General features: G+C 64.8%; 23 protein-coding genes. 14 read left to right on the top strand and 9 right to left on the bottom strand.

Annotated elements, in window-relative coordinates:
- Nucleotides 1–5 precede the first annotated feature (5 nt).
- Nucleotides 6–551 carry a response regulator gene (locus tag IC762_RS22555; protein ID WP_195784419.1) on the bottom strand — a complete coding sequence of 182 codons (546 nt, stop codon included), beginning with the start codon at nt 549–551 and terminating at the stop codon, nt 6–8.
- Between the two features lie 104 nt (nt 552–655).
- Nucleotides 656–1,435: an NAD kinase gene (locus tag IC762_RS22550; RefSeq protein WP_195784418.1), complete on the bottom strand. Its 780-nt coding sequence runs from the start codon at nt 1,433–1,435 to the stop codon at nt 656–658.
- A 150-nt stretch (nt 1,436–1,585) separates the two neighbouring features.
- On the opposite strand from IC762_RS22550, the gene IC762_RS22545 reads away from it, so the two are divergent.
- The 3 genes from IC762_RS22545 (at nt 1,586) to IC762_RS22535 (ending at nt 4,793) form a co-directional block, all read left to right on the top strand.
- Nucleotides 1,586–3,166 (top strand): S10 family peptidase, encoded by a 1,581-nt coding sequence (locus IC762_RS22545; protein WP_195784417.1) that lies wholly within the window; start codon nt 1,586–1,588, stop codon nt 3,164–3,166.
- Between the two features lie 142 nt (nt 3,167–3,308).
- The gene (locus IC762_RS22540) at nt 3,309–4,103 is read left to right on the top strand and encodes a hypothetical protein (protein ID WP_195784416.1); all 795 of its coding nucleotides are present in this window, start codon (nt 3,309–3,311) and stop codon (nt 4,101–4,103) included.
- A gap of 186 nt (nt 4,104–4,289) precedes the next feature.
- On the top strand, nt 4,290–4,793 hold the full coding sequence (locus IC762_RS22535; protein WP_195784415.1) for a hypothetical protein: 504 nt from the start codon (nt 4,290–4,292) through the stop codon (nt 4,791–4,793).
- On the opposite strand, the gene IC762_RS35335 is transcribed toward IC762_RS22535, so the two are convergent.
- On the bottom strand, nt 4,694–4,942 hold the full coding sequence (locus tag IC762_RS35335; RefSeq protein ID WP_246801162.1) for a GDCCVxC domain-containing (seleno)protein: 249 nt from the start codon (nt 4,940–4,942) through the stop codon (nt 4,694–4,696). The two genes, IC762_RS22535 and IC762_RS35335, sit on opposite strands and share 100 nt — an antisense overlap.
- 129 nt (nt 4,943–5,071) lie before the next feature.
- Between IC762_RS35335 and IC762_RS22530 the strand changes: the two genes are divergently transcribed.
- The 5 genes from IC762_RS22530 (at nt 5,072) to IC762_RS22510 (ending at nt 10,978) form a co-directional block, all read left to right on the top strand.
- Complete coding sequence (locus tag IC762_RS22530) at nt 5,072–5,458, top strand: hypothetical protein (RefSeq protein WP_195784414.1); 387 nt, start codon at nt 5,072–5,074, stop codon at nt 5,456–5,458.
- A gap of 99 nt (nt 5,459–5,557) precedes the next feature.
- Nucleotides 5,558–5,959: a FixH family protein gene (locus IC762_RS22525; protein WP_195784413.1), complete on the top strand. Its 402-nt coding sequence runs from the start codon at nt 5,558–5,560 to the stop codon at nt 5,957–5,959.
- A complete protein-coding gene (locus tag IC762_RS22520; RefSeq protein WP_195784412.1) occupies nt 5,956–7,401 on the top strand; it encodes an efflux RND transporter periplasmic adaptor subunit in 1,446 nt (481 codons plus the stop codon). The genes IC762_RS22525 and IC762_RS22520 overlap by 4 nt, the downstream gene beginning before the upstream one ends.
- On the top strand, nt 7,398–10,562 hold the full coding sequence (locus IC762_RS22515; RefSeq protein WP_195784411.1) for an efflux RND transporter permease subunit: 3,165 nt from the start codon (nt 7,398–7,400) through the stop codon (nt 10,560–10,562). Before IC762_RS22520 ends, IC762_RS22515 begins: the two co-directional genes overlap by 4 nt.
- Nucleotides 10,563–10,696: 134 nt before the next feature.
- Nucleotides 10,697–10,978 carry a hypothetical protein gene (locus IC762_RS22510; RefSeq protein ID WP_195784410.1) on the top strand — a complete coding sequence of 94 codons (282 nt, stop codon included), beginning with the start codon at nt 10,697–10,699 and terminating at the stop codon, nt 10,976–10,978.
- 71 nt (nt 10,979–11,049) lie between these two features.
- Here IC762_RS22510 and IC762_RS22505 read toward each other — a convergent pair whose 3' ends face one another.
- Nucleotides 11,050–11,598 carry a tetratricopeptide repeat protein gene (locus IC762_RS22505; RefSeq protein WP_195784409.1) on the bottom strand — a complete coding sequence of 183 codons (549 nt, stop codon included), beginning with the start codon at nt 11,596–11,598 and terminating at the stop codon, nt 11,050–11,052.
- A 296-nt stretch (nt 11,599–11,894) separates the two neighbouring features.
- Between IC762_RS22505 and IC762_RS22500 the strand changes: the two genes are divergently transcribed.
- The 4 genes from IC762_RS22500 (at nt 11,895) to IC762_RS22485 (ending at nt 14,309) form a co-directional block, all read left to right on the top strand.
- Nucleotides 11,895–12,203 carry a His-rich protein BRANT gene (locus IC762_RS22500; RefSeq protein WP_195784408.1) on the top strand — a complete coding sequence of 103 codons (309 nt, stop codon included), beginning with the start codon at nt 11,895–11,897 and terminating at the stop codon, nt 12,201–12,203.
- A gap of 238 nt (nt 12,204–12,441) precedes the next feature.
- Complete coding sequence (locus IC762_RS22495; protein ID WP_246801160.1) at nt 12,442–12,882, top strand: hypothetical protein; 441 nt, start codon at nt 12,442–12,444, stop codon at nt 12,880–12,882.
- Between the two features lie 288 nt (nt 12,883–13,170).
- On the top strand, nt 13,171–13,887 hold the full coding sequence (locus IC762_RS22490) for an outer membrane protein (RefSeq protein WP_195784407.1): 717 nt from the start codon (nt 13,171–13,173) through the stop codon (nt 13,885–13,887).
- 182 nt (nt 13,888–14,069) lie between these two features.
- The gene (locus IC762_RS22485) at nt 14,070–14,309 is read left to right on the top strand and encodes a DUF6719 family protein (RefSeq protein WP_195784406.1); all 240 of its coding nucleotides are present in this window, start codon (nt 14,070–14,072) and stop codon (nt 14,307–14,309) included.
- A gap of 61 nt (nt 14,310–14,370) precedes the next feature.
- Here the strand turns inward: IC762_RS22485 and IC762_RS22480 are convergent, their stop codons facing one another.
- Entirely contained in the window at nt 14,371–14,622 is a 252-nt protein-coding gene (locus tag IC762_RS22480; RefSeq protein ID WP_195784405.1) for a hypothetical protein, read from the bottom strand.
- 449 nt (nt 14,623–15,071) lie between these two features.
- On the opposite strand from IC762_RS22480, the gene IC762_RS22475 reads away from it, so the two are divergent.
- Nucleotides 15,072–15,440: a hypothetical protein gene (locus IC762_RS22475; RefSeq protein ID WP_195784404.1), complete on the top strand. Its 369-nt coding sequence runs from the start codon at nt 15,072–15,074 to the stop codon at nt 15,438–15,440.
- The gene (locus tag IC762_RS22470) at nt 15,437–16,285 is read left to right on the top strand and encodes an alpha/beta fold hydrolase (RefSeq protein ID WP_195784403.1); all 849 of its coding nucleotides are present in this window, start codon (nt 15,437–15,439) and stop codon (nt 16,283–16,285) included. Before IC762_RS22475 ends, IC762_RS22470 begins: the two co-directional genes overlap by 4 nt.
- A gap of 88 nt (nt 16,286–16,373) precedes the next feature.
- Here IC762_RS22470 and IC762_RS22465 read toward each other — a convergent pair whose 3' ends face one another.
- From IC762_RS22465 to IC762_RS22450, 4 genes are all read right to left on the bottom strand, one after another.
- Nucleotides 16,374–16,889, bottom strand: coding sequence for a hypothetical protein (locus tag IC762_RS22465; protein WP_195784402.1), 516 nt, complete (start codon nt 16,887–16,889; stop codon nt 16,374–16,376).
- 134 nt (nt 16,890–17,023) lie between these two features.
- Entirely contained in the window at nt 17,024–17,227 is a 204-nt protein-coding gene (locus IC762_RS22460) for a hypothetical protein (protein WP_195784401.1), read from the bottom strand.
- 144 nt (nt 17,228–17,371) lie between these two features.
- Nucleotides 17,372–17,551: a hypothetical protein gene (locus IC762_RS22455; RefSeq protein WP_195784400.1), complete on the bottom strand. Its 180-nt coding sequence runs from the start codon at nt 17,549–17,551 to the stop codon at nt 17,372–17,374.
- A 42-nt stretch (nt 17,552–17,593) separates the two neighbouring features.
- Entirely contained in the window at nt 17,594–17,779 is a 186-nt protein-coding gene (locus IC762_RS22450) for a hypothetical protein (protein WP_195784399.1), read from the bottom strand.
- Between the last annotated feature and the right edge of the window lie 645 nt (nt 17,780–18,424).

Below are 18,424 nucleotides of genomic sequence, written 5' to 3'. Positions count from 1 at the left end.
GGTTCCTATATGGCGGAGCGCGCCTTATCGAGCAACGACGGTTGCTGAAGAATCTCGACCTCGCCGCTGCCGCGGCGTTCGGGCCCGATATAGGTGTTGGTGGTGTTGCGGCGGCGGTCGGGCCCGAAATAGGTCTTGGTCTTGATGAACGGTCGCGGACTTGCGACCACGTTCATGATGCGCTGGTAGAGGCCCTTGGCGGAGATCGGCTTGGCGAGAAATTCGGTCACGCCGGCGTCGCGCGCCACCGTGACGCGGCGCTTCTCGGAGTGCCCGGTCAGCATGATGATCGGCGCGTAGGGATTGCCCTTGGATTCCGGCTGCCGGATCATCTGCGCGAGCTCGAGCCCATCGAAGATCGGCATCGACCAGTCGGTGATGACGATGTCGGGCACGTAATGAGTGTACATTTCGAGCGCGGTGGCGCCGTCCTCGGACTCATAGACTTCGCGTGCGCCGAACGAATGCAGCAGCGTCCGCAGGATGCGGCGCATGTGCGGATTGTCGTCGCAAATCAGAAATCGCAGCTTGTTGAAATCGATGCGATACATGGTCACGCCCCGAGCGGGCATATCGCGAAGGCGCGGTATTACCCGACGTTAACCATATCCCGCCCGCGGTTAATGAATGGTTGCTGGGCGGGCAGGCTCCGCCTTCAGTAGCCGAACTGCTCGCGCAGAATCCGCTCTTCCAGCGAGTGGCCGGGGTCGAACAGCATCCGCATCGCGATGGTCTTGTCGGACAGCACCTCGACGCGGCGCACGTCGCGGACCTCGTCATGGTCGGCGACCGCGGCGACCGGACGTTTCTCGCCCTCGATCACCTCGATCACCACGAAGGCGGAGTTCGGCAGCAGCGCGCCGCGCCAGCGCCGCGGCCGGAACGCGCTGATCGGGGTCAGCGCCAGCAGCGCGGCGTTGATCGGCAGGATCGGTCCCTGGGCGGAGAGGTTGTAGGCGGTCGATCCGGCCGGGGTCGCCACCAGGATGCCGTCCGCCATCAATTCCGGCATCCGCTCGTGCTCGTCGATCAGGATGCGCAGCTTCGCCACCTGGTAGGTCTGGCGGAACAGCGCGACCTCGTTGATGGCGTGATGCAGGTGCACGGCGCCGTGGATGTCGGTGGCGCGCATCAGCAGCGGATTGATCAGCGATTCCCGCGCCGCGGCCAGCCGCGCGCGCAGGTCGTGCGTCGAATACTCGTTCATCAAGAAGCCGACGGTGCCGCGGTGCATGCCGTAGATCGGCTTTCCCGAGCGCATGTTGGCGTGCAGCGTCTGCAGCATCAACCCGTCGCCGCCGAGCGCGACCACGACGTCGGCGTCGTCGATCGGATGATTGCCATAGGCCGTAGTGAGCTGCTCGAGCGCCGCCTGCGCTTCGGTGGAGGCGCTGCCGACAAAGGCGATCTTGTCGTACCGCTTGGATGAGGACATCGCTCACGAACTCGTTTGGCCCGGAATACGCCGCGCTCGTCTATACATCCTCGGCGTCCTTGTCGAGATGGTCCGTCCGCTTGCGGGCCTCGCCAGGATATCGCAGTTTGCGGCCCGAAAGCGTAAATCCGGGCGCAGGGAGTGAACGACATGGCTAACAGTTTTGCGACACGGCTCGCCGCTGCGCTGCTGGTCGCCTGCCTGGCGAGCGCTGTTCGGGCCGAGGACCAGGCGCCGCAGCCATCGCCGTCCCCGAGCGCGCAGCTGCCCGGCGGCCAGAAGGGACGGGCAGGGCGCGGCGAGGGAGGTCCGAATGCCGGCGCCAGCGCTTCCGCCAACACGTCCACCGCCGAACAGCATCGCCTGCCGCCGGACTCCACGACAAAACAATCGGTGGCGCTGCCCGGCCGCGCGCTGTCGTTCAGCGCGACCGCCGGCTCGATCCGGGTGTTCGACGACAAGGGCGAGCCGCTCGCCGATATCGCCTACACGTCCTACCAGCTCGACGGCGCCGAGAAGACCAGCCGGCCGGTGACGTTCCTGTTCAACGGCGGTCCGGGTTCGGCGTCGGCCTGGCTGCAATTCGGCAATGTCGGACCCTGGCGGCTGTCGTTCGAAGGCGAGGGCGCGGTGTCCTCGGCCGCACCGGATTTGCAGCCGAACGCCGACACCTGGCTCGATTTCACCGACCTCGTCTTCATCGACCCGGTCGGCACCGGCTACAGCCGCTTCGTCACCTCGTCCGAGGACGCGCGCAAGCGTTTCTTCACCGTCGACGGCGACGCCAATTCGGTCGCGCTGGTGATCCGGCGCTGGCTGGAGAAATACGACCGGCTGACCTCGCCGAAATATGTCGTCGGCGAAAGCTATGGCGGCATCCGCGGACCCAAGGTGGTGCGCAATCTGCAGATGCAGCAGGGCGTCGGCGTCCGCGGCCTGGTCCTGATCTCGCCGGTGATCGACTTCCGCGAATATGCCGGCTCCAGCATCCTGCAATATGTCGCGAGCCTGCCGACCATGACGGCGGTGGCGCGGCAGGCGAAGGGCCCGGTGAAGCGCGAGGATCTCGCCGAGGTCGAGCGCTACGCGCGCTCTGATTTCCTGCTCGATCTCGTCAAGGGCCAGGCCGATGCGGACGCGACCGCGCGGCTGGCGGACAAGGTCGCGAGCTTCACCGGCATCGATCAGGCGGTGAGCCGAAGGCTCGCCGGCCGCTTCGAGGTCGGCGAATTCCGTAGGGAGTTCGACCGCAAGAACGGCAAGGTGACCGGCCGCTACGACGCCTCCGTCGAAGGCTTCGATCCCTATCCCGATTCCAGCTACTTCCACTTCAACGATCCCTCCGGCGATCCCTTGATGGCGCCGCTGACCAGCGCCGCGGTCGACCTCACCACGCGCAAGCTGAACTGGCGGCCGGACGGCTCCTATCAATTGCTCAGCGAGAGCGTGAACAAGGCGTGGGAGTTCGGCCACGGCATCAATCCGACGGAGTCGGGGACGCAACTGCGCCAGATCCTGGCGTTCGACCCCAGGCTGAAGCTCCTGATCGGCCACGGCCTGTTCGATCTCGCCACGCCGTATTTCGCCTCGCAGATCATCCTCGACCAGCTGCCGGCCTTCGGAGCGCGCGACCGCACCAAGCTCGCGGTCTATCCCGGCGGCCACATGTTCTACTCCCGCGACGGCTCGCGCCAGGCGTTCCGCAAGGAGGTCGAGGCGCTGATGAAGTGAGGGGTGTGGGGAGCACGAAGGCGAGCCGCATTCATCGCTGTCGTCCTGGCTTTCGCCAGGACGACGTTGGGGGCGGGTCTCGATTTACCATCCACCATCGTGCTGTCGGGTGCGTTGCGCCGCTATCGGTAGCATCCTTTGCGTGCCGAAGTCAGTTGTGGCAACCTGCTCAAGCCATTCCTTCAAGGCCTTCCTGGCCACAGATCGAGATCGGTTGCACATCCAGCCACCCGACATGATTGAGTACAACGACAGGATATTTCATTCGCTGGTCGATCGGGGACAGGCGCTCCGGCTGGAGGACATGAGTTTTGATTCATGCACCTTCTTCAATTGCAGTATCTCGCGGACCAAGGAACGAGATCGGCGATCGACGGTACGAAACGTCAGGCTTCGCAATTGCGAGGCGAATGCATGCAATGTGGGCCCTGCCATACTCGAAGATATCGAGATCGACGGCCTGAGCACGGGTGATCTGCTGATCATTTGGGCCGCAACGTTCAAGCATGTGACGTTGCGAGGTGATATCGGGAAGATCAAGATCAATCAGCAGGCTCATTTCGTCGACAGGACAGCCGCGGTCCAGCAGCCATTCGATGACGACAGGGTGAAGCTTTACGGCTCGATCGACTGGGCGCTGGATATCAGTCGTGCCCGCTTTGCGGGGTTCGATGCGCGCGGTATTCCGGCGCGGCTGTTCCGGATCGATCCGGAGAGCCAGGCTGTCGTCACCCGGGCGCGTGCGCTCCAGGAGGGGTGGCGCGAGGCGCTCAGCCCGTCGAATACGCTATGGCCGTTCATGATCCGACAATTGCTCGCTGCCGGAGACGAGGACGTGGTTCTGGTCACGCCACTCAATGCGCCGAAGCAACGCAGGGACGATCTGCTCCACGGTCTGCAGGAATTGCGTCGCCTGGGCGTTGCGGAGCCGGCGTGAATGACAGACCGGAGACCACTCAGGCGGGCGCTGTTCGAACGGGTTGGCTCCGCTCTGGCGAAAGACGGCTTTGCGCTCAAGGCGGCGAAAGACACCTTCCTTCGCAACACGGGCGGCGCGACCGACATGTTTCAATTGGTTTGCCTGGACGCCAAGCCGGGCTTTCGCATCCAGCCGAATGTTGGCGTGCGGATCGAGCGGGTGGAGACGATTTTTCACCAGACGTCCGGCTTCGAAGCGAAATACCAAAAGGACACCCCGACGATCGGAAGCTCGATCGGGATGTTGACGGCGGAAAATAACCGCGCATGCGAGTTCCTCATGGAGAACGAGAGCGAATTGTCATCCGCGGTGGACGGCATCGTCGATATATTCGAACGGTTTGCGCTGCCTTACTTCGAGACCTTCGGCACAGTGCCGGCAATCGACAAGGAGTTGAATTTCAGTCCGGCCACACCAACGCCACATCGCGGCTCGTCCTGGCTGCGGTGCGCGACCGGCGCGATCGTGGCCAGGCTGAACGGCCGCCCGGACTATTACGAACTCGTTCACGCCTATGCGGAGCAGATGCGACGTCTGTCGAAGGGCTTCTATTCGGGGCGGTTCGAGGCCTTGCTGCAATCTCTCGAAACGGTGCAGCCGGACGAGCTTCCGCCGGCCTGGACCGGCGGGCAGGGCACCGACCCGTAGGAGCAGAACACGCAGCAATCGCCGGCTTTGGGCTTGAGGCGGATGCCGCATCCCTTGCAGTCGTAGAAGAACTGGCAGGCGTCGGTCGGCATCGTCTCGTTGGCGGCGAATCCGCAATCCGGGCAGGTGAGAGTCGAGACGAGTTGCATGCGGCGCGGGTCCGTTGGCTCATCTTTCATATCGTGGGCTGATCGCCCCCATCAAGTCTCCATGCGGCTGGCGCGATCGTGATGTCGGCCGGATTTGCAGGTTGCACGCGAACATGCGACAAACGCCCCATGCATGTGAGGCGCATCGCCAATCTCTGGATTCTGCTTGTCGTCGCGGCCGGGCTTTTGCTCGCGCCCGTGGCGCCGGCATTTGCCAGGCTGGTGCCGGCTGATGCAGCAAGCGTGACGCAGGCGATGCCCGGCGAGGTGCAGGCCGACATGCCGGCGATGTCGGACGACATGCCGTGCTGCCCGGACCAGACCAAGAGCAAGACCTGCGACGGTTGCCCGTTTGCGGCACTTTGTCTGCTCAGCGTGCCGCTGCCGGTGCCATCAGGGGCTGCGGCGCTGATCGAGCGCCATCCGCTGCGCGGCCAATTCGCGGCGCATGACGACCTTCTGCTCGACGGCCTCGGCGCCAAGCCTCCGGACCATCCACCTCGATCCAACGTCTGAAGAGCGCGCAAGCGCCCGATCGCTGACGCGTGCGTCTGGTGACGCGCGTGTCGTCGTTTGCCGCTCATGCGGCTCATCAGACCTGTCGAGGACAACATAATGACTGAATTCAACCTGGCGCGCGCCGCTGCGGCCGCGCTGATCGGCCTTGCGCTGGCCGGCGTGCCGGCCCATGCCGAAATCAAGAACTACGAATTCCAGCTTGCGCAACCGACCGTGCAGGTCGGTGCCGACCGCATCGTCACGGTCCGGCTGGTCGACAAGACCACCGCAAAGCCGGTGCCCGATGCGGTCATCTTCGCGGCGCGGCTCGACATGGCGCCGGACGGCATGCAGGAGATGGTCACCAAGGTGACGCCGATGCCGGGCACGGAGCCCGGCACCTACCGGTTCAAGGCCACGTTCGGCATGGCCGGGCGCTGGCAGCTCTCGCTCGGCGCGAAAGTGCAGGGCGAGACCGGCTCGGTCGAAAGCAAGCTCGTCGTCACGGCGCAGCAATGAGCCGCCTCGCATGGGCCGGCGCCGCCGCTGCGATCGTCGCAGCGGCTGGTGTCGCATGGGCCGGCCGCGGCCTGCCGCCGCAGCCAGCCACCGCTGCCATCGTGGCTGCCACGCACGCGGCCGAGGGCGATGCGCCGATCTATTACCGCGATCCCGACGGCAAGCCGCTGTACTCGGCGACGCCAACGAAGACGCCCGACGGACGCGACTATCTGCCGGTCGGAGCGGAAGCCGATGCCGCGCCCGGCGACGCCGCACGCTCCGCGGACCGCGGCGCCGCCGCGAAGGGCGAGCGCAAGGTCAAATACTATCGCAATCCGATGGGGCTTGCCGATACTTCGCCAGTCCCGAAGAAGGACTCCATGGGGATGGACTACATCCCGGTCTATGACGGCGAAGACAGCGACGACGGCACGGTCACCCTTTCGCCCGGCAAGATCCAGCGCACCGGCGTCGCATCCGAGCCGGCCGAGCTGCGCCGCATCGCGACGCTGGTGCGTGCCCCCGGCACGATCCAGCTCGACGAGCGTCGCGTCTCGGTCATTGCGATGCGGGCCGAGAGCTATGTGCAGGGGGTCGCCGACGTCACCACCGGAAGCCGCGTCACGCGTGGCCAAAAGCTGATGGATATCTACAGCCCGGCGGTGTCGTCCGCCGCAGCCGAATATGTCGCGACCATCGGCTCGAAGACCACCGCCGGGATCGAGCCGTATGGGCGAGGCTCGCGGCAGCGTCTGGTGAATCTCGACGTTCCCGAGGCGGTCATTGCCGAGATGGAGAAGAGCCACAACGTGCCGATCTCGATTCCGTGGTCGTCGCCGCGCGACGGCATCGTGCTGCAACGCGCCGCGATCGAGGGCATGCGTGCCCAGCCGGGCGACGTGCTGTTCCGGGTGGCCGATGTCTCGCTGGTGTGGGCGCTGGTCGATGTCGCCGAGCGCGATCTCGGCAGCGTCGCGGTCGGGCAGGCGGTGACGGTGCGCGCGCGCAGCTACCCCGGCCGCCGCTTCGACGGCCGCATCAGCGTGATCTATCCGCAGGTCAACAAGGAGACACGCACGGCACGGGTGCGCATCGAGCTCTCGAACGCCGATCTCGCGCTGCTGCCGGACATGTATGTCGATGCCGAGATCGACACCGGCAGCCCGGCGCCGGTTGTCGCCGTGCCTGACAATTCGATCCTCGACACCGGGAGCCGGCAGACCGTGCTGCTCGACCGCGGCAACGGCAAGTTCGAGCCGCGCGAGGTCAAGCTCGGGCGGCGCGGCGGCGGCTATGTCGAGATCCGCGACGGCATCGCGCAGGGTGATGCCGTCGTCACCTCGGCGACCTTCCTGATCGATGCCGAGAGCAATCTGAAGGCAGCGACCAAGGGCTTTGCCGCCGGCGCGGCGCCGATGGCGGAGGCCGGCGAGGGCGCGATGAATGGGGGCCAACGATGATCGCCCGCATCATCGCCTGGTCGGCGCGCAACCTGCTGCTGGTGCTGTTCGGCACCGGCTTTGCTGCGGCCGCCGGCCTCTATGCGCTACTGCATCTGCCGCTCGATGCGATCCCGGATCTCTCCGACACCCAGGTGATCGTCTACACCGAATATCAGGGACAGGCGCCGCAGGTGATCGAGGATCAGGTCACCTATCCCCTGACCACTGCGATGCTGACGGTGCCGAAATCCAAGGTGGTGCGCGGCTTCTCGTTCTTCGGCGTGTCCTTTGTCTACGTCATCTTCGAGGACGGCACCGACATCTACTGGGCGCGCTCGCGGGTGCTCGAGTTCCTGAACGGTGCAGCCTCGCGGCTGCCGGCCGGCGTGACGCCGACGATCGGTCCGGATGCCACCGGCGTCGGCTGGGTCTATCAGTACGCCGTGATGTCGAAGCAGCTGAACCTCGCCGATACCCGCACCATCCAGGACTGGAACCTGAAATTCGCGCTCGCCAAGGCCGAAGGTGTCGCCGAGGTCGCCGGCGTCGGCGGCTTCGTCAAGCAGTACAACGTCATCCTCGATCCGCAGCGGATGCGCGACCGCGGCATCACCATGCAGCGGATGCGCGATGCGATCCGCGCCAGCAACGCCGATGTCGGCGGCCGCACCGTCGAACTCTCCGAGTTCGAATACGTCATCCGCGGCAAGGGCTATCTGAAGGACATCAACGACCTCGGCAACATCGTCCTGAAGACCGATGGCGGCACGCCGGTGCTGCTGCGCGACGTCGCGCATGTCGAGCTCGGACCCGACGAGCGGCGCGGCATCACCGAGCTGAACGGCGAGGGCGAGGTGGCCAGCGGCATCGTGCTGCAGCGGTTCGGCATGAACGCGCTCGACGTGATCGAGAACGTCAAGAAACGGTTCGGCGAGATCGCATCGAGCCTGCCGAAGTCGGTCGAGATCGTGCCGGTCTACGACCGCTCCAACCTGATCTATGCCGCGATCGACACGCTGAAGCGGACGCTGGTCGAGGAGAGCATCGTCGTCGCGCTGGTCTGCGTCGTGTTCCTGCTGCATGTCCGCAGCGCGCTGGTCGCGATCCTGATGTTGCCGGTCGGCGTGCTGATGGCGTTCGCCGCGATGAAGTTTTTCGGGATCGGCTCCAACATCATGAGCCTCGGCGGCATCGCGATCGCGATCGGCGCGATGATCGACGCTGCCATCGTGATGATCGAGAACGCCCACAAGCATCTGGAGCGTGCCAGGCCGGATCAGTCGCGGATCTCGATCCTGATCGAGGCCGCCAGCGAGGTCGGACCGGCGCTGTTCTTCAGCCTGCTCATCATCACGGTGTCGTTCGTGCCGATCTTCACGCTGGAGTCGCAGGAGGGGCGGCTGTTCGGGCCGCTCGCGTTCACCAAGACTTTTGCGATGGCGGCGGCGGCGCTGCTGTCGGTGACGCTGGTGCCGGCGCTGATGGCGATCTTCGTCCGCGGCAGGATCATTCCGGAGCACAAGAATCCGATCAATCGCTTCCTGATCTGGATCTACCGGCCGGTGATCAACGCCGTGCTGCGTGCGAAAACCGTGGTGATCCTGCTCGCGCTCGGCGCGCTCGCCGTCTCGGTCTGGCCGGCGCGGCAGCTCGGCTCCGAGTTCATGCCCGATCTCAACGAGGGCACGCTGCTCTACATGCCGACGACGCTGCCGGGAATCTCGGTGACCAAGGCGGCCGAGCTGATGCAGATGCAGGACCGCATCATCAAGGGATTTCCGGAGGTCGCGTCGGTCTACGGCAAGGCCGGCCGCGCCGCGACCGCAACCGATCCGGCGCCGCCGGAGATGTTCGAGACCATCGTCAACCTCAAGCCGAAGCAGCAGTGGCGGGCGGGGCTGACCTTGGACGGCCTGATTGCCGAGATGGACAAGGCGCTGCAATTCCCTGGCGTCTCCAACGCCTGGACCATGCCGATCAAGGCGCGGATCGACATGCTCTCGACCGGCATCAGGACGCCGGTCGGGATCAAGGTGATCGGTCCCGATCTCGCGGTCATCGACCGGCTGGCGCGCCAGATCGAGCCTGTGCTCAAGACCGTTCCCGGAACCTCGTCGGCCTATGCCGAGCGCAGCCTCGGCGGCTACTATCTCGAGATCACGCCGAACCGCGCGGCGCTGGCGCGCTACGGCATCGCGGTGCAGGACGTGCAGGACACGATCGCAACCGCATTGGGCGGCCAGAGCGTGACCACGACGGTGGAGGGCCGCCAGCGCTTCACCGTCAACATGCGCTATCCGCGCGATTTGCGTGACAATCCGCAGACCATCGCCAGCGACATCCTGGTGCCGATGCCGGCGGGCGGCGCCGTGCCGCTCGGCGAGGTCGCCGACGTGGTGCCGGCGCGCGGGCCGACCTCGATCCGGACCGAAAACGGGCAGCTCGCGACCTACATCTATGTCGACATCCGCGATCGCGACCTCGGCGGCTATGTCGCCGACGCGCAGCGCGCGGTGCAGGCCAGCATCCAGTTCCCGCCGGGCACTTACCTGGTCTGGAGCGGCCAGTATGAGTATCTCGAGCGCGCCGCCGCGCGGCTCAGGATCGTGGTGCCGGTGACGCTGTCGATCATCTTCCTGCTGCTCTACCTCAACTTCCGCTCCATCGCGGAAACCCTGATCGTGATGCTGTCGCTGCCGTTCGCGCTGGTCGGCGGCCTCTGGCTGATGTGGGCGCTCGGCTTCAACCTGTCGGTCGCGGTTGCGGTCGGCTTCATCGCGCTCGCCGGCGTCGCTGCCGAGACCGGTGTGGTGATGCTGATCTACCTCAACCACGCGCTGGCCGACATCGCCGCGCGCCGTGCCGCGGAGGGACGAGCGGTCGACCGTGACGACCTTACCAATGCGATCATCGAAGGCGCGGTCGAGCGCGTCCGGCCCAAGATGATGACGGTGGTCGCCATCATGGCGGGGCTGTTGCCGATCATGTGGAGCACCGGCACCGGCTCCGAGATCATGCAGCGCATCGCGGTTCCGATGATCGGCGGCATGATCTCGTCGACGCTGCTGACGCTGATCGTGATCCCGGCGATCTTTGCCATCGTCAAGGGCTATGCGTTGAAAACGGCCGAGGAGGGCGATGCCGGCTACACCGTGACCCGGATCGAGAAGGCGACATGAGCCGGGCTGCTGCACCGGTTCGGTCTTCTGTGATCGGGCGGCATTAACTTTGCCGCACTGGCGGGCACGGCCGTGGGAACGCGATCGGCGCTGGTGCGTTGCAGTGCATCGTTCGTGTGCAAAAAGGGCCTCCCATGAAACTCAACGCGGCAATGCTGATGGCAGCGCTGGTGCTTTCTGGGACCGTCCTGGCGCAGAGCTCCGGCCCCTCGGCCGTCAGCCCCGCACAGGCCGGGCAGGAGGCGAACCAGGCCGCGAATGTGACGACGACGGTCCAGGCCTCGAACAGCGGCCAGAAAACCGGCGACAGCGGGCCTGCGGTCGAGAAGGCCGCGAAGCCCGAGGCCGCAACGGAGGGCAAGACCGTCGGCGTGAGCCGTCCGAAGCCGGACCGACGTCTGGAGCATTATCCGTAGTTCCTAAACCAGATCCCTCCTACAAGAAGTATGGTGGGCACGCTTGCGCTCTGCCCACCCTGCATTCGCGCTCAGTACACCAGGCCGGTGCCCGGGGGCTTTTCCAGCGCGGCGGCGAGCGAGCGGTATTCGTCGCTGTTGGTGCCGGCGAGCTGGGCGATCTTGTTGAGGTGATATTCGGCCTGGTCGCGGTTACCCTGTTCGAGCTGCCACAGGCCGTAATACTGCCAGGTGCGCACGTGGTTGGGATCGGCCTTCAGTGCGCGCTCGTACCAGATCTGCGAGACCTTGTAGTCGCCGAGCTTGCGATAGGAGTAGCCGATCAGATTGGCGACGTCGGCGCGGTCGTCCTGGCCCAGCGCCTTGAGCTGATCGATCGCGCTGGTGTAGTCGTGACGATCATAGATCGTGGTGTAGGCGGTGCGGTAACCGGCCAGGAACTTCTGGTCGTCGATCGCGGAGCTCTTGTCCTTCTTGGTCGCCTTCTTGCCCTTGCTCGAGCCGCTGTCGGAGGCTGGCGGCGAGGGGTTGTCGCTGCCCGCAGCGTAGGCCTTGATGACGGGCCCGGCCGCGAGGGCCGTCGCGAGCACTGCGAGTGTCAAAAACCGTGTCTTGCTCATGGGGTTGTCGCTCCTGATCGTTTTGATCGCGCTTCCGTAATCCTACACCGAAGCCTGACGACTTGAACACCCATGGCCCCGGAACATTCCCGGCCGCGGCACGATTCGGCGTGATCGTGGTCACAGCCGACGGCCGCGGACATGGCGAAGATGACGCCGAATTCATTCACATGAATGAATTCAAAAAGCTTCCTTCAGAACGGGTTCAGTGCGCCACCCCTAAGGTCGCACCTGCATCGATCGACGAGACCGACCATCCGGTCGACACAGCTCGCGATCACCAAGAGGAGATTCCCATGTTGAAGACCATTTCCGCTGCGCTGGTTGCCATCTCCATGATCGCGGCGCCGGCACTCGCTGCCGAGGCCGGCAAGACCGGCACCAACGCCGCGCCCGTCGTCAAGAGCGAGCAGCTGCCGGCCAAGGTCGCGAACGCGAACGCGAAGATGGGCCGCCATCACCACAAGCAATATCGCCATCATCGTCACCACAAGCACATGGGCATGCTGAAGGTGAAGGCGCCGAAGCACGTGATCAAGCACGCTGCCAAGCACGGCCGCGCCAAGGTCGCGATCAAGCACGTCGCGCCGGCCAAGCGCGGCTGAATCTGATCCGCCGACTCTGATTCCTGCGGCGCGGTTCGATCCACATTGCCCCGCCACGCCGTTTGGATGTCAGACCCGGCCCGTCCGTCATTGCTTCCCCAATGACGGCGGGCCGGCGTGCGTTCGAAGGCCGCGCGATAACGACAATTGTCGGCGCCGGCCTGTCCTGACCACAGAGATAACCGAGTTGCGAATTCCCTTCCGGTGCCGGTCGGTCTAAGAAACGCGGCAGGGGATCATGAAACCGCGACGCCTGGGGATCTTAGCAAAACTGACAGCAGCGCTGCTGCTGTCGCTGCCGCTTGCCGGCTGCCTGACCAGCGACGACAGCAGCGGGCCGACCACCTTCACCGACGACCGCGGCGTCGCCAACCAGCCGTTTCCGGACCGCTACCGCGACCAGATCCTGGCCTTCATGCGCACCTATCTTAACAATCCGGTGGGCGTGCGCGACGCGACCATTGCCGAGCCGGTGCAGCGCACGGTCGGCGGCCGGCTGCGTTATGTCGTGTGTCTGCGCTACGGCGCGAAGGATTCCGACGGCAGTTACCGCCCGGCCCGCGAGCGCGGCGTCGTGTTCGTCGATGGCCGGCTCGATCGCATCCTGGAGAACGCCGGCGAGCCCTGCGCAGGCGCGTCCTACGGGCCGTTTGCCGATCTGGAGAAGCTGGCCCGCTAGCCTCCCGCGGCGCGAGGAATTGTCGCAGGGCGGGCATCAGCAAAACGTTAGTGGCATCCGATCACTTTTCGGGGAACGCTGAACTTCCCTTTAGTCATTTGCGACTTACTTGCAGCCGTAATGCGGCTGCTTAACCGGTGAAAAAGCCTCTGTGGCTAGGAACAAATAGGCGTTGTGGCGACCCTGACACAGTTCCGAAACATCACGGTTCAGGCATTGCCCCAAAGCAACCCAATTGAAGTCACGTTGTTTGTCTTGGTAGCGCAACGTAAGTAACGGGGATCAGAGATGAAGAAGTTTTTGCTTGGCACAGTCGCGCTGGCCGCCCTTGCGAGCCCTGCGTTTGCGGCTGACATGCCGGCCCGCACCTATACCAAAGCACCGCCGCCCTATACCGCGCCGGCGCTGGTCTACAACTGGACCGGCTTCTACATCGGCGGCCATGTCGGCGGCGCCTTCACCGACGGCAACAATTTGATGGGCAGCGACGCGCGCTTCATGGGCGGCGTGCAGGGCGGCTTCGACTACCAGTTCGCGCCGAACTGGGTGGTCGGCGTCGAGGCGCAGTATTCCTGGCTGCCCGGCAGCTCCAACAACGGCCTGCTGTTCCCGGGCGGCACGCTGGTCACCGGCAACACCGACCAGATCGGCTCGGTCACCGGCCGGTTCGGCTACACCTGGGGTCCGGCGCTGCTCTACGCCAAGGGCGGTTATGCCTGGCGCGACAACAACAATATCAGCGCCACGGTCGGCGGGGTGCCTGCGGCCTTCACCACCGACGGCAACCACAAGGACGGCTACACGGTCGGCGCCGGTCTCGAATACATGTTCGCCCCGAACTGGTCGGCCAAGGCCGAGTACCAGTATTACAATTTCGGCAAGACCAACATCACCAGCGGTCCGCCCGATATCGTCGGCGCGAGCTTCCGGAACGACGAGCACACCGTCAAGCTCGGCATCAACTACCGCTTCGGCTGGGGTGGCCCGCAGGGATCGCGCTACTAATCGCCAAATCGTCTCATCGACGCAAAAGGGCTGGCTCTGCCGGCCCTTTTTGTTTGCGCGGAGTGGGCATTCAGCGGTCGTTCACCCCGAATGTGCAATGCAAAAAATTAATTCCTGCATTGCAAGGAACTTTCATCGAGCTGTGCCATTATGCGGCTGCCGGGGTTGGTGGACAAACAAACATGCGTAGTCTCGCGTTAGGGCTGATCTTCTCTGCGGTCGCTGTACCGTGCCTTGCCCAGACCATTCTCAAGTCCGAACCCCTCGTCCTCGCGCCCTATGAGGTTGTCCTCGTGCAGGATGCGTCCTGCCCGACCGGCAAGGTGCTCAAGGTAACGGGCGCGATCCGGGGTCTGCATCGGCGGAAGGTCTGTGTGCCGCTCGATTCCGAGCAGGCTTCGCTGGTGACGGCGACGCCGTAGGGCAGGGCGGCGATCGGACCTCGACCCGGCTCGCTGATGCGTGCCGGGGAGGGCACCATCGTCAATTCAACCGCGGCTCGGTCCGCGCCTCGCGGTCGGCCTCCGCCTTGTTCTGATCCGGGTCCTCGTTCGGCTCGAGCTGGCAGGAGCGGATCTCGTAATCATTGTCCAGCACCGGACGCGGCGCGGCCTTTTCTTCCTCGGAAACGGTGTCGACCACCAGGCCGGATTTCTTGGCGAGCTTCCAGACGTCCGCCTCGGTCGGATAGGCCTTGCTGAGCTTGGCGTCCTGGTAGAACAGCGCGTAGGGCATTTCGTCGTCTCCCCCCAAAAACCGACAACGCCGAGACCGGCTGCCGGTTTCAGGTCGCCGCACCTCCGTTCCAGTCACGGAACCGTGAGCAAGCGATTGAAAATGCGAGTCATTTCGGACCTTTCTCCGGCGGTCCTGAGTCTCTTAACGAGTGGTAAATCCCGAAAAAAAGAATCCCCGGGACTCCTCCGGTAGAATCGCCGGATGCTCCGCGTCATGAGGGCGATCCGGCAGACATCTGATGAACGCGTGCAGTTCGCGCTGGTCGTTGCGCTGCTGACGGCCTGCGCCGCGAACGTGGCGCTGGTCTGGGCCTGGCTCTAGCGCAAACGCCGAGCCCGCCCGGCGCGGGCGGCGATTGACCGTCCGCTCAATCCTTCCATCATATCGCCCCATAACAAGTACCGCCGCGCCATGCGGACGGGGCCGCGATTGGGTGGGGAACGGACATGATCGAAGCGCTCAAGGAACGGGTCAATGGCGACGCGGGGTTGGTGCGGCGCGGCCGCTATCTGACCACGACGTTTCTGCTCGAGATCGGCAGCGCGGCGTGGCTGATCGCGATCCATGAGGGCCGGATCCTGTCCGTCACCAGGGGCCCGTTCGTGATGCCGTCCTGGTCCTTTGCGCTGCGCACCTCGGACGAGGCATGGGACAAGTTCTGCGAGACGAGGCCGCCGCCGGGGTCCAACGACCTCATGGCGCTGATCAAGCGGCGGGTGCTGAAGGCAGAGGGCGACCTCAAGATCTTCATGGCCAACTTGCGCTACTTCAAGGAGGCGCTCGCCAAGCTGCGCCGCGACGGGGTGGCGGCATGAGCGCGACATTTGAACCGATCATCGGCCGCTACATGCAGCTCGAGCTGTTCGGCCGGGCGCACCGCCTCTATGTCGAGGAAGCGGGCGAGGGCACGCCGCTGGTCTGCCTGCACACCGCGGGCAGCGACGGCCGGCAATATCGCGGCCTGATGAACGATCCGCGCGTCACCCGCCGGCATCGCGTCATTGCCTTCGACATGCCCTGGCACGGCAAGTCGTCGCCGCCGCAAGGCTGGCACGACGAGGAGTACCAGCTGACCTCGGCGCAATACACGACGATGATCCTGGCCGTGATCGACGCGCTCGCGCTCGACAGGCCGATCGTGATGGGCTGCTCGATCGGCGGCCGCATCGCGCTGCATCTCGCGCTCGAGCATCCCGAACGCTTCCGCGCCATTATCGGCCTGCAGGCCGGCGCGCATGTCGACCCCTATTACGACCTGAATTTCCTGCACCGACCGGACGTCCATGGCGGCGAAGTCGCCGCTGCCATCGTCTCCGGCCTGGTCGGGCCCGACGCACCCGAGACGGAAAAATGGGAGACGCTGTGGCACTACATGCAGAGCGGGCCGGGCGTGTTCAAAGGCGACCTCTATTTCTACAAGATCGACGGCGACATCCGCGCCCGCGTCGCCGAGATCGACACCACGCGCTGCCCGCTGTTCCTGCTGTCAGGCGAGTACGATTATTCCTGCACGCCGGAGGAGACGCTTGCGGTGGCGAGCAGCATTCCCGGTGCCGAGGTCACCATCATGAAAGGCCTCGGCCATTTCCCGATGAGCGAAAATCCCGGCGAATTCCTCAAGCATCTGCTGCCGGTGCTGGAGAAGATCGGCCGACGGTGAGGGTACGAGTCACGACTCGTGCAACATCCTCAGTGTCGTTCCTGCTTTCGCCGGGATGAAAGTTGTGGAAGACAATTGGGACGACGACCTATTTGTCGGAGCGCGGCAGCTCGCTGATCGCGGCGCGCACCTTGGCCATGGTGGAGGAGCAGTACTCCTCGCGCTCCTTCAGGAAGCGCTGCTGATTGGCGCGGAAGTTGGCGACGCGGCTCCGAACCTCGGATTGGAAATCGCCGCGGATGTCGAGCTTTGCAAAATGCGGCAGATCCGGCGGCGGCGCGGGCGCAGCGATGCCGGCTGTCGTCGGGGCGGCTGGGCGATGCGGCACGGCGGGCGGCACTTCGAACACGGTCGGCACCGGCAACGCCGACGGTACGGCGAGCGCCGTCTCGGCGGCAGGCTTCGTCTCGGTCAGAGCGGACGTCTCGGGCACTGCTTTCGGGGCCGTGGGCTGCGGAGCACCGTTGGCGGGCGGGACGGCGAGTGGCGCGACCTTGGCCGGCGCAGCCGTCAGCGTCTCGATGTCGGGCCGTTTGCCCGTCACCGACTGTACGAAGGCCATTGTCTGCGCGATCAGGAGATCGCGTTCCTTCATCCACTTCATGGCGCACCCTGAACGGGCGGATACCAGCAAAGCAACTCCGCGGAAGCAAGCACTCGTCATGATGATGGTTGATGAAGACGCCTGTTTGGTAGGCACGGTGACAAAATTGTGACACCACCTGTGCGGGAGTGCCTTCAGCGCTGGCGCGGATTGGTGTTGGGGATGAACGGGGTACCGATGATCCGTACCGGCGTCTGGTTGACCACGGACACGGCGGCGGGCTTCGCATCCGGTGCCGAGACTGGGTCCAGCGCGGCGACGACGCCGGCAGCTGTCAGGCTCAGCAGCATGAAGGCACTGAGGAGCAGGATGGGGTGACTGGCTTGGCGCACGCGCATGATGAGAGAACCGCGTGCGGGCGCTTAAGTTTCCGAGCAAATGCTCAGGCGCGGTTCGAGCACGGTGGCTCGGGCGTGAAGCATCGCGTCAAGAGCGGGATCTAACGGCCTGTTCCGATTCGATCGGACGGCGGCACCGCCTGATCAGGCCGCCGCCTCGGCGGGGGTCGGCTCAGCGGAGGTGCGGGTCTCGATCAGGTCGGCATAGCGGCCGTATTCCTCGGCCATCTCGAGCAGTTGCTCGCGCAGCGCAGCGTCGGAGACCTGACGGGCCAGCCGTTTCGCCTGATCGGATTGGAAGCGGTAGTGAGCTGTATCGGACATGGTGGCTCCTCACAAAATATGTAAGGAGCCGTCGTCAAAGGTTCATTGCAGCGTCTGCGAACGATCCGCCAGCTCGGCCGGGATTACGCCAGCTTTGTCTTCGCGGATCTCGACCTCGAACCAGCCCATCTGCCGCAGCTCGTGCGCTTTCTTCTCGGCCGCGTCTTCGCTGTCGCGCTTCAGCACGATTCGGCTGGTGCCATCACGGGCAAGGATCAAATAGGTCATTGTTTGGGTCCACCCCACGATTGCATACACGATTTTGCGCGACGGGGACAGGCGCAATCAAGATGATGCGTGATCCTACGGGACTGTTCCCACGAATCCTGCCAATGGCGCGGCGTGCGCGGTGGTCGGGTGAGGGGATGGAACGGGCTTCGGCCCATGGTGGCCGCCCAGACAGGCGCCGCGACGGGCACCTGCCGGGGAACGGCACCTAAAGAAAACCCCGCAGGCTGGATGCGGGGTTTTCCCAGTTGACGGACTGGGGAAGATTCAGGGCGTGAGCCGTCAACTGTTGGCAGCAAACTTAAGGTTGAATTCCAAAAAAGCAACAGCGCCGCGTGGACGGAATATGATCGTCCCGCGGCGCTGCGCCGAATACTGGGCCCTGAAATCCCCAGCATCGGTGTGTCTTTGCTGCAGCAGTGAAGGTTCAAGGGAAACGCGTGGCGCGCGGCGATTCCGCGGACCGTGATGTGGGTCGCCGTCAGTTCGATGTAAGCCGGCTCCGCTACGCTGCTCGGGCTGCGGCTGAACTGGAAACCCATCCGCGGCCCCTATGTGACTCCCGCTCCGATCTCACCCCTCGGAGCGGGCCCTTCATCCGGCGGCTCGTATCTGCGCGTTCGCCGCCGGCGGGGAACGACCGCA

This window comes from Bradyrhizobium genosp. L (genome assembly GCF_015624485.1).
Taxonomy (GTDB): Bacteria; Pseudomonadota; Alphaproteobacteria; order Rhizobiales; family Xanthobacteraceae; genus Bradyrhizobium.
The sequence above is the reverse complement of the archived record's forward strand: the minus strand, read 5'-3'. Positions and strand labels throughout refer to the sequence as shown.

Coding starts and splice junctions, on each gene's coding strand:
- IC762_RS22495 (WP_246801160.1), top strand. CDS start 12,442: ATGAAACCGCGACGCCTGGGGATCTTAGCAAAACTGACAGCAGCGCTG.
- IC762_RS22505 (WP_195784409.1), bottom strand. CDS start 11,598: ATGAGCAAGACACGGTTTTTGACACTCGCAGTGCTCGCGACGGCCCTC.
- IC762_RS22555 (WP_195784419.1), bottom strand. CDS start 551: ATGTATCGCATCGATTTCAACAAGCTGCGATTTCTGATTTGCGACGAC.
- IC762_RS22455 (WP_195784400.1), bottom strand. CDS start 17,551: ATGTCCGATACAGCTCACTACCGCTTCCAATCCGATCAGGCGAAACGG.
- IC762_RS22470 (WP_195784403.1), top strand. CDS start 15,437: ATGAGCGCGACATTTGAACCGATCATCGGCCGCTACATGCAGCTCGAG.
- IC762_RS22450 (WP_195784399.1), bottom strand. CDS start 17,779: ATGACCTATTTGATCCTTGCCCGTGATGGCACCAGCCGAATCGTGCTG.
- IC762_RS22530 (WP_195784414.1), top strand. CDS start 5,072: ATGCATGTGAGGCGCATCGCCAATCTCTGGATTCTGCTTGTCGTCGCG.
- IC762_RS22460 (WP_195784401.1), bottom strand. CDS start 17,227: ATGCGCGTGCGCCAAGCCAGTCACCCCATCCTGCTCCTCAGTGCCTTC.
- IC762_RS22465 (WP_195784402.1), bottom strand. CDS start 16,889: ATGAAGTGGATGAAGGAACGCGATCTCCTGATCGCGCAGACAATGGCC.
- IC762_RS22550 (WP_195784418.1), bottom strand. CDS start 1,435: ATGTCCTCATCCAAGCGGTACGACAAGATCGCCTTTGTCGGCAGCGCC.
- IC762_RS22500 (WP_195784408.1), top strand. CDS start 11,895: ATGTTGAAGACCATTTCCGCTGCGCTGGTTGCCATCTCCATGATCGCG.
- IC762_RS22510 (WP_195784410.1), top strand. CDS start 10,697: ATGAAACTCAACGCGGCAATGCTGATGGCAGCGCTGGTGCTTTCTGGG.
- IC762_RS22525 (WP_195784413.1), top strand. CDS start 5,558: ATGACTGAATTCAACCTGGCGCGCGCCGCTGCGGCCGCGCTGATCGGC.
- IC762_RS22490 (WP_195784407.1), top strand. CDS start 13,171: ATGAAGAAGTTTTTGCTTGGCACAGTCGCGCTGGCCGCCCTTGCGAGC.
- IC762_RS22480 (WP_195784405.1), bottom strand. CDS start 14,622: ATGCCCTACGCGCTGTTCTACCAGGACGCCAAGCTCAGCAAGGCCTAT.
- IC762_RS22475 (WP_195784404.1), top strand. CDS start 15,072: ATGATCGAAGCGCTCAAGGAACGGGTCAATGGCGACGCGGGGTTGGTG.
- IC762_RS22485 (WP_195784406.1), top strand. CDS start 14,070: ATGCGTAGTCTCGCGTTAGGGCTGATCTTCTCTGCGGTCGCTGTACCG.
- IC762_RS22520 (WP_195784412.1), top strand. CDS start 5,956: ATGAGCCGCCTCGCATGGGCCGGCGCCGCCGCTGCGATCGTCGCAGCG.
- IC762_RS35335 (WP_246801162.1), bottom strand. CDS start 4,942: ATGCAACTCGTCTCGACTCTCACCTGCCCGGATTGCGGATTCGCCGCC.
- IC762_RS22515 (WP_195784411.1), top strand. CDS start 7,398: ATGATCGCCCGCATCATCGCCTGGTCGGCGCGCAACCTGCTGCTGGTG.
- IC762_RS22545 (WP_195784417.1), top strand. CDS start 1,586: ATGGCTAACAGTTTTGCGACACGGCTCGCCGCTGCGCTGCTGGTCGCC.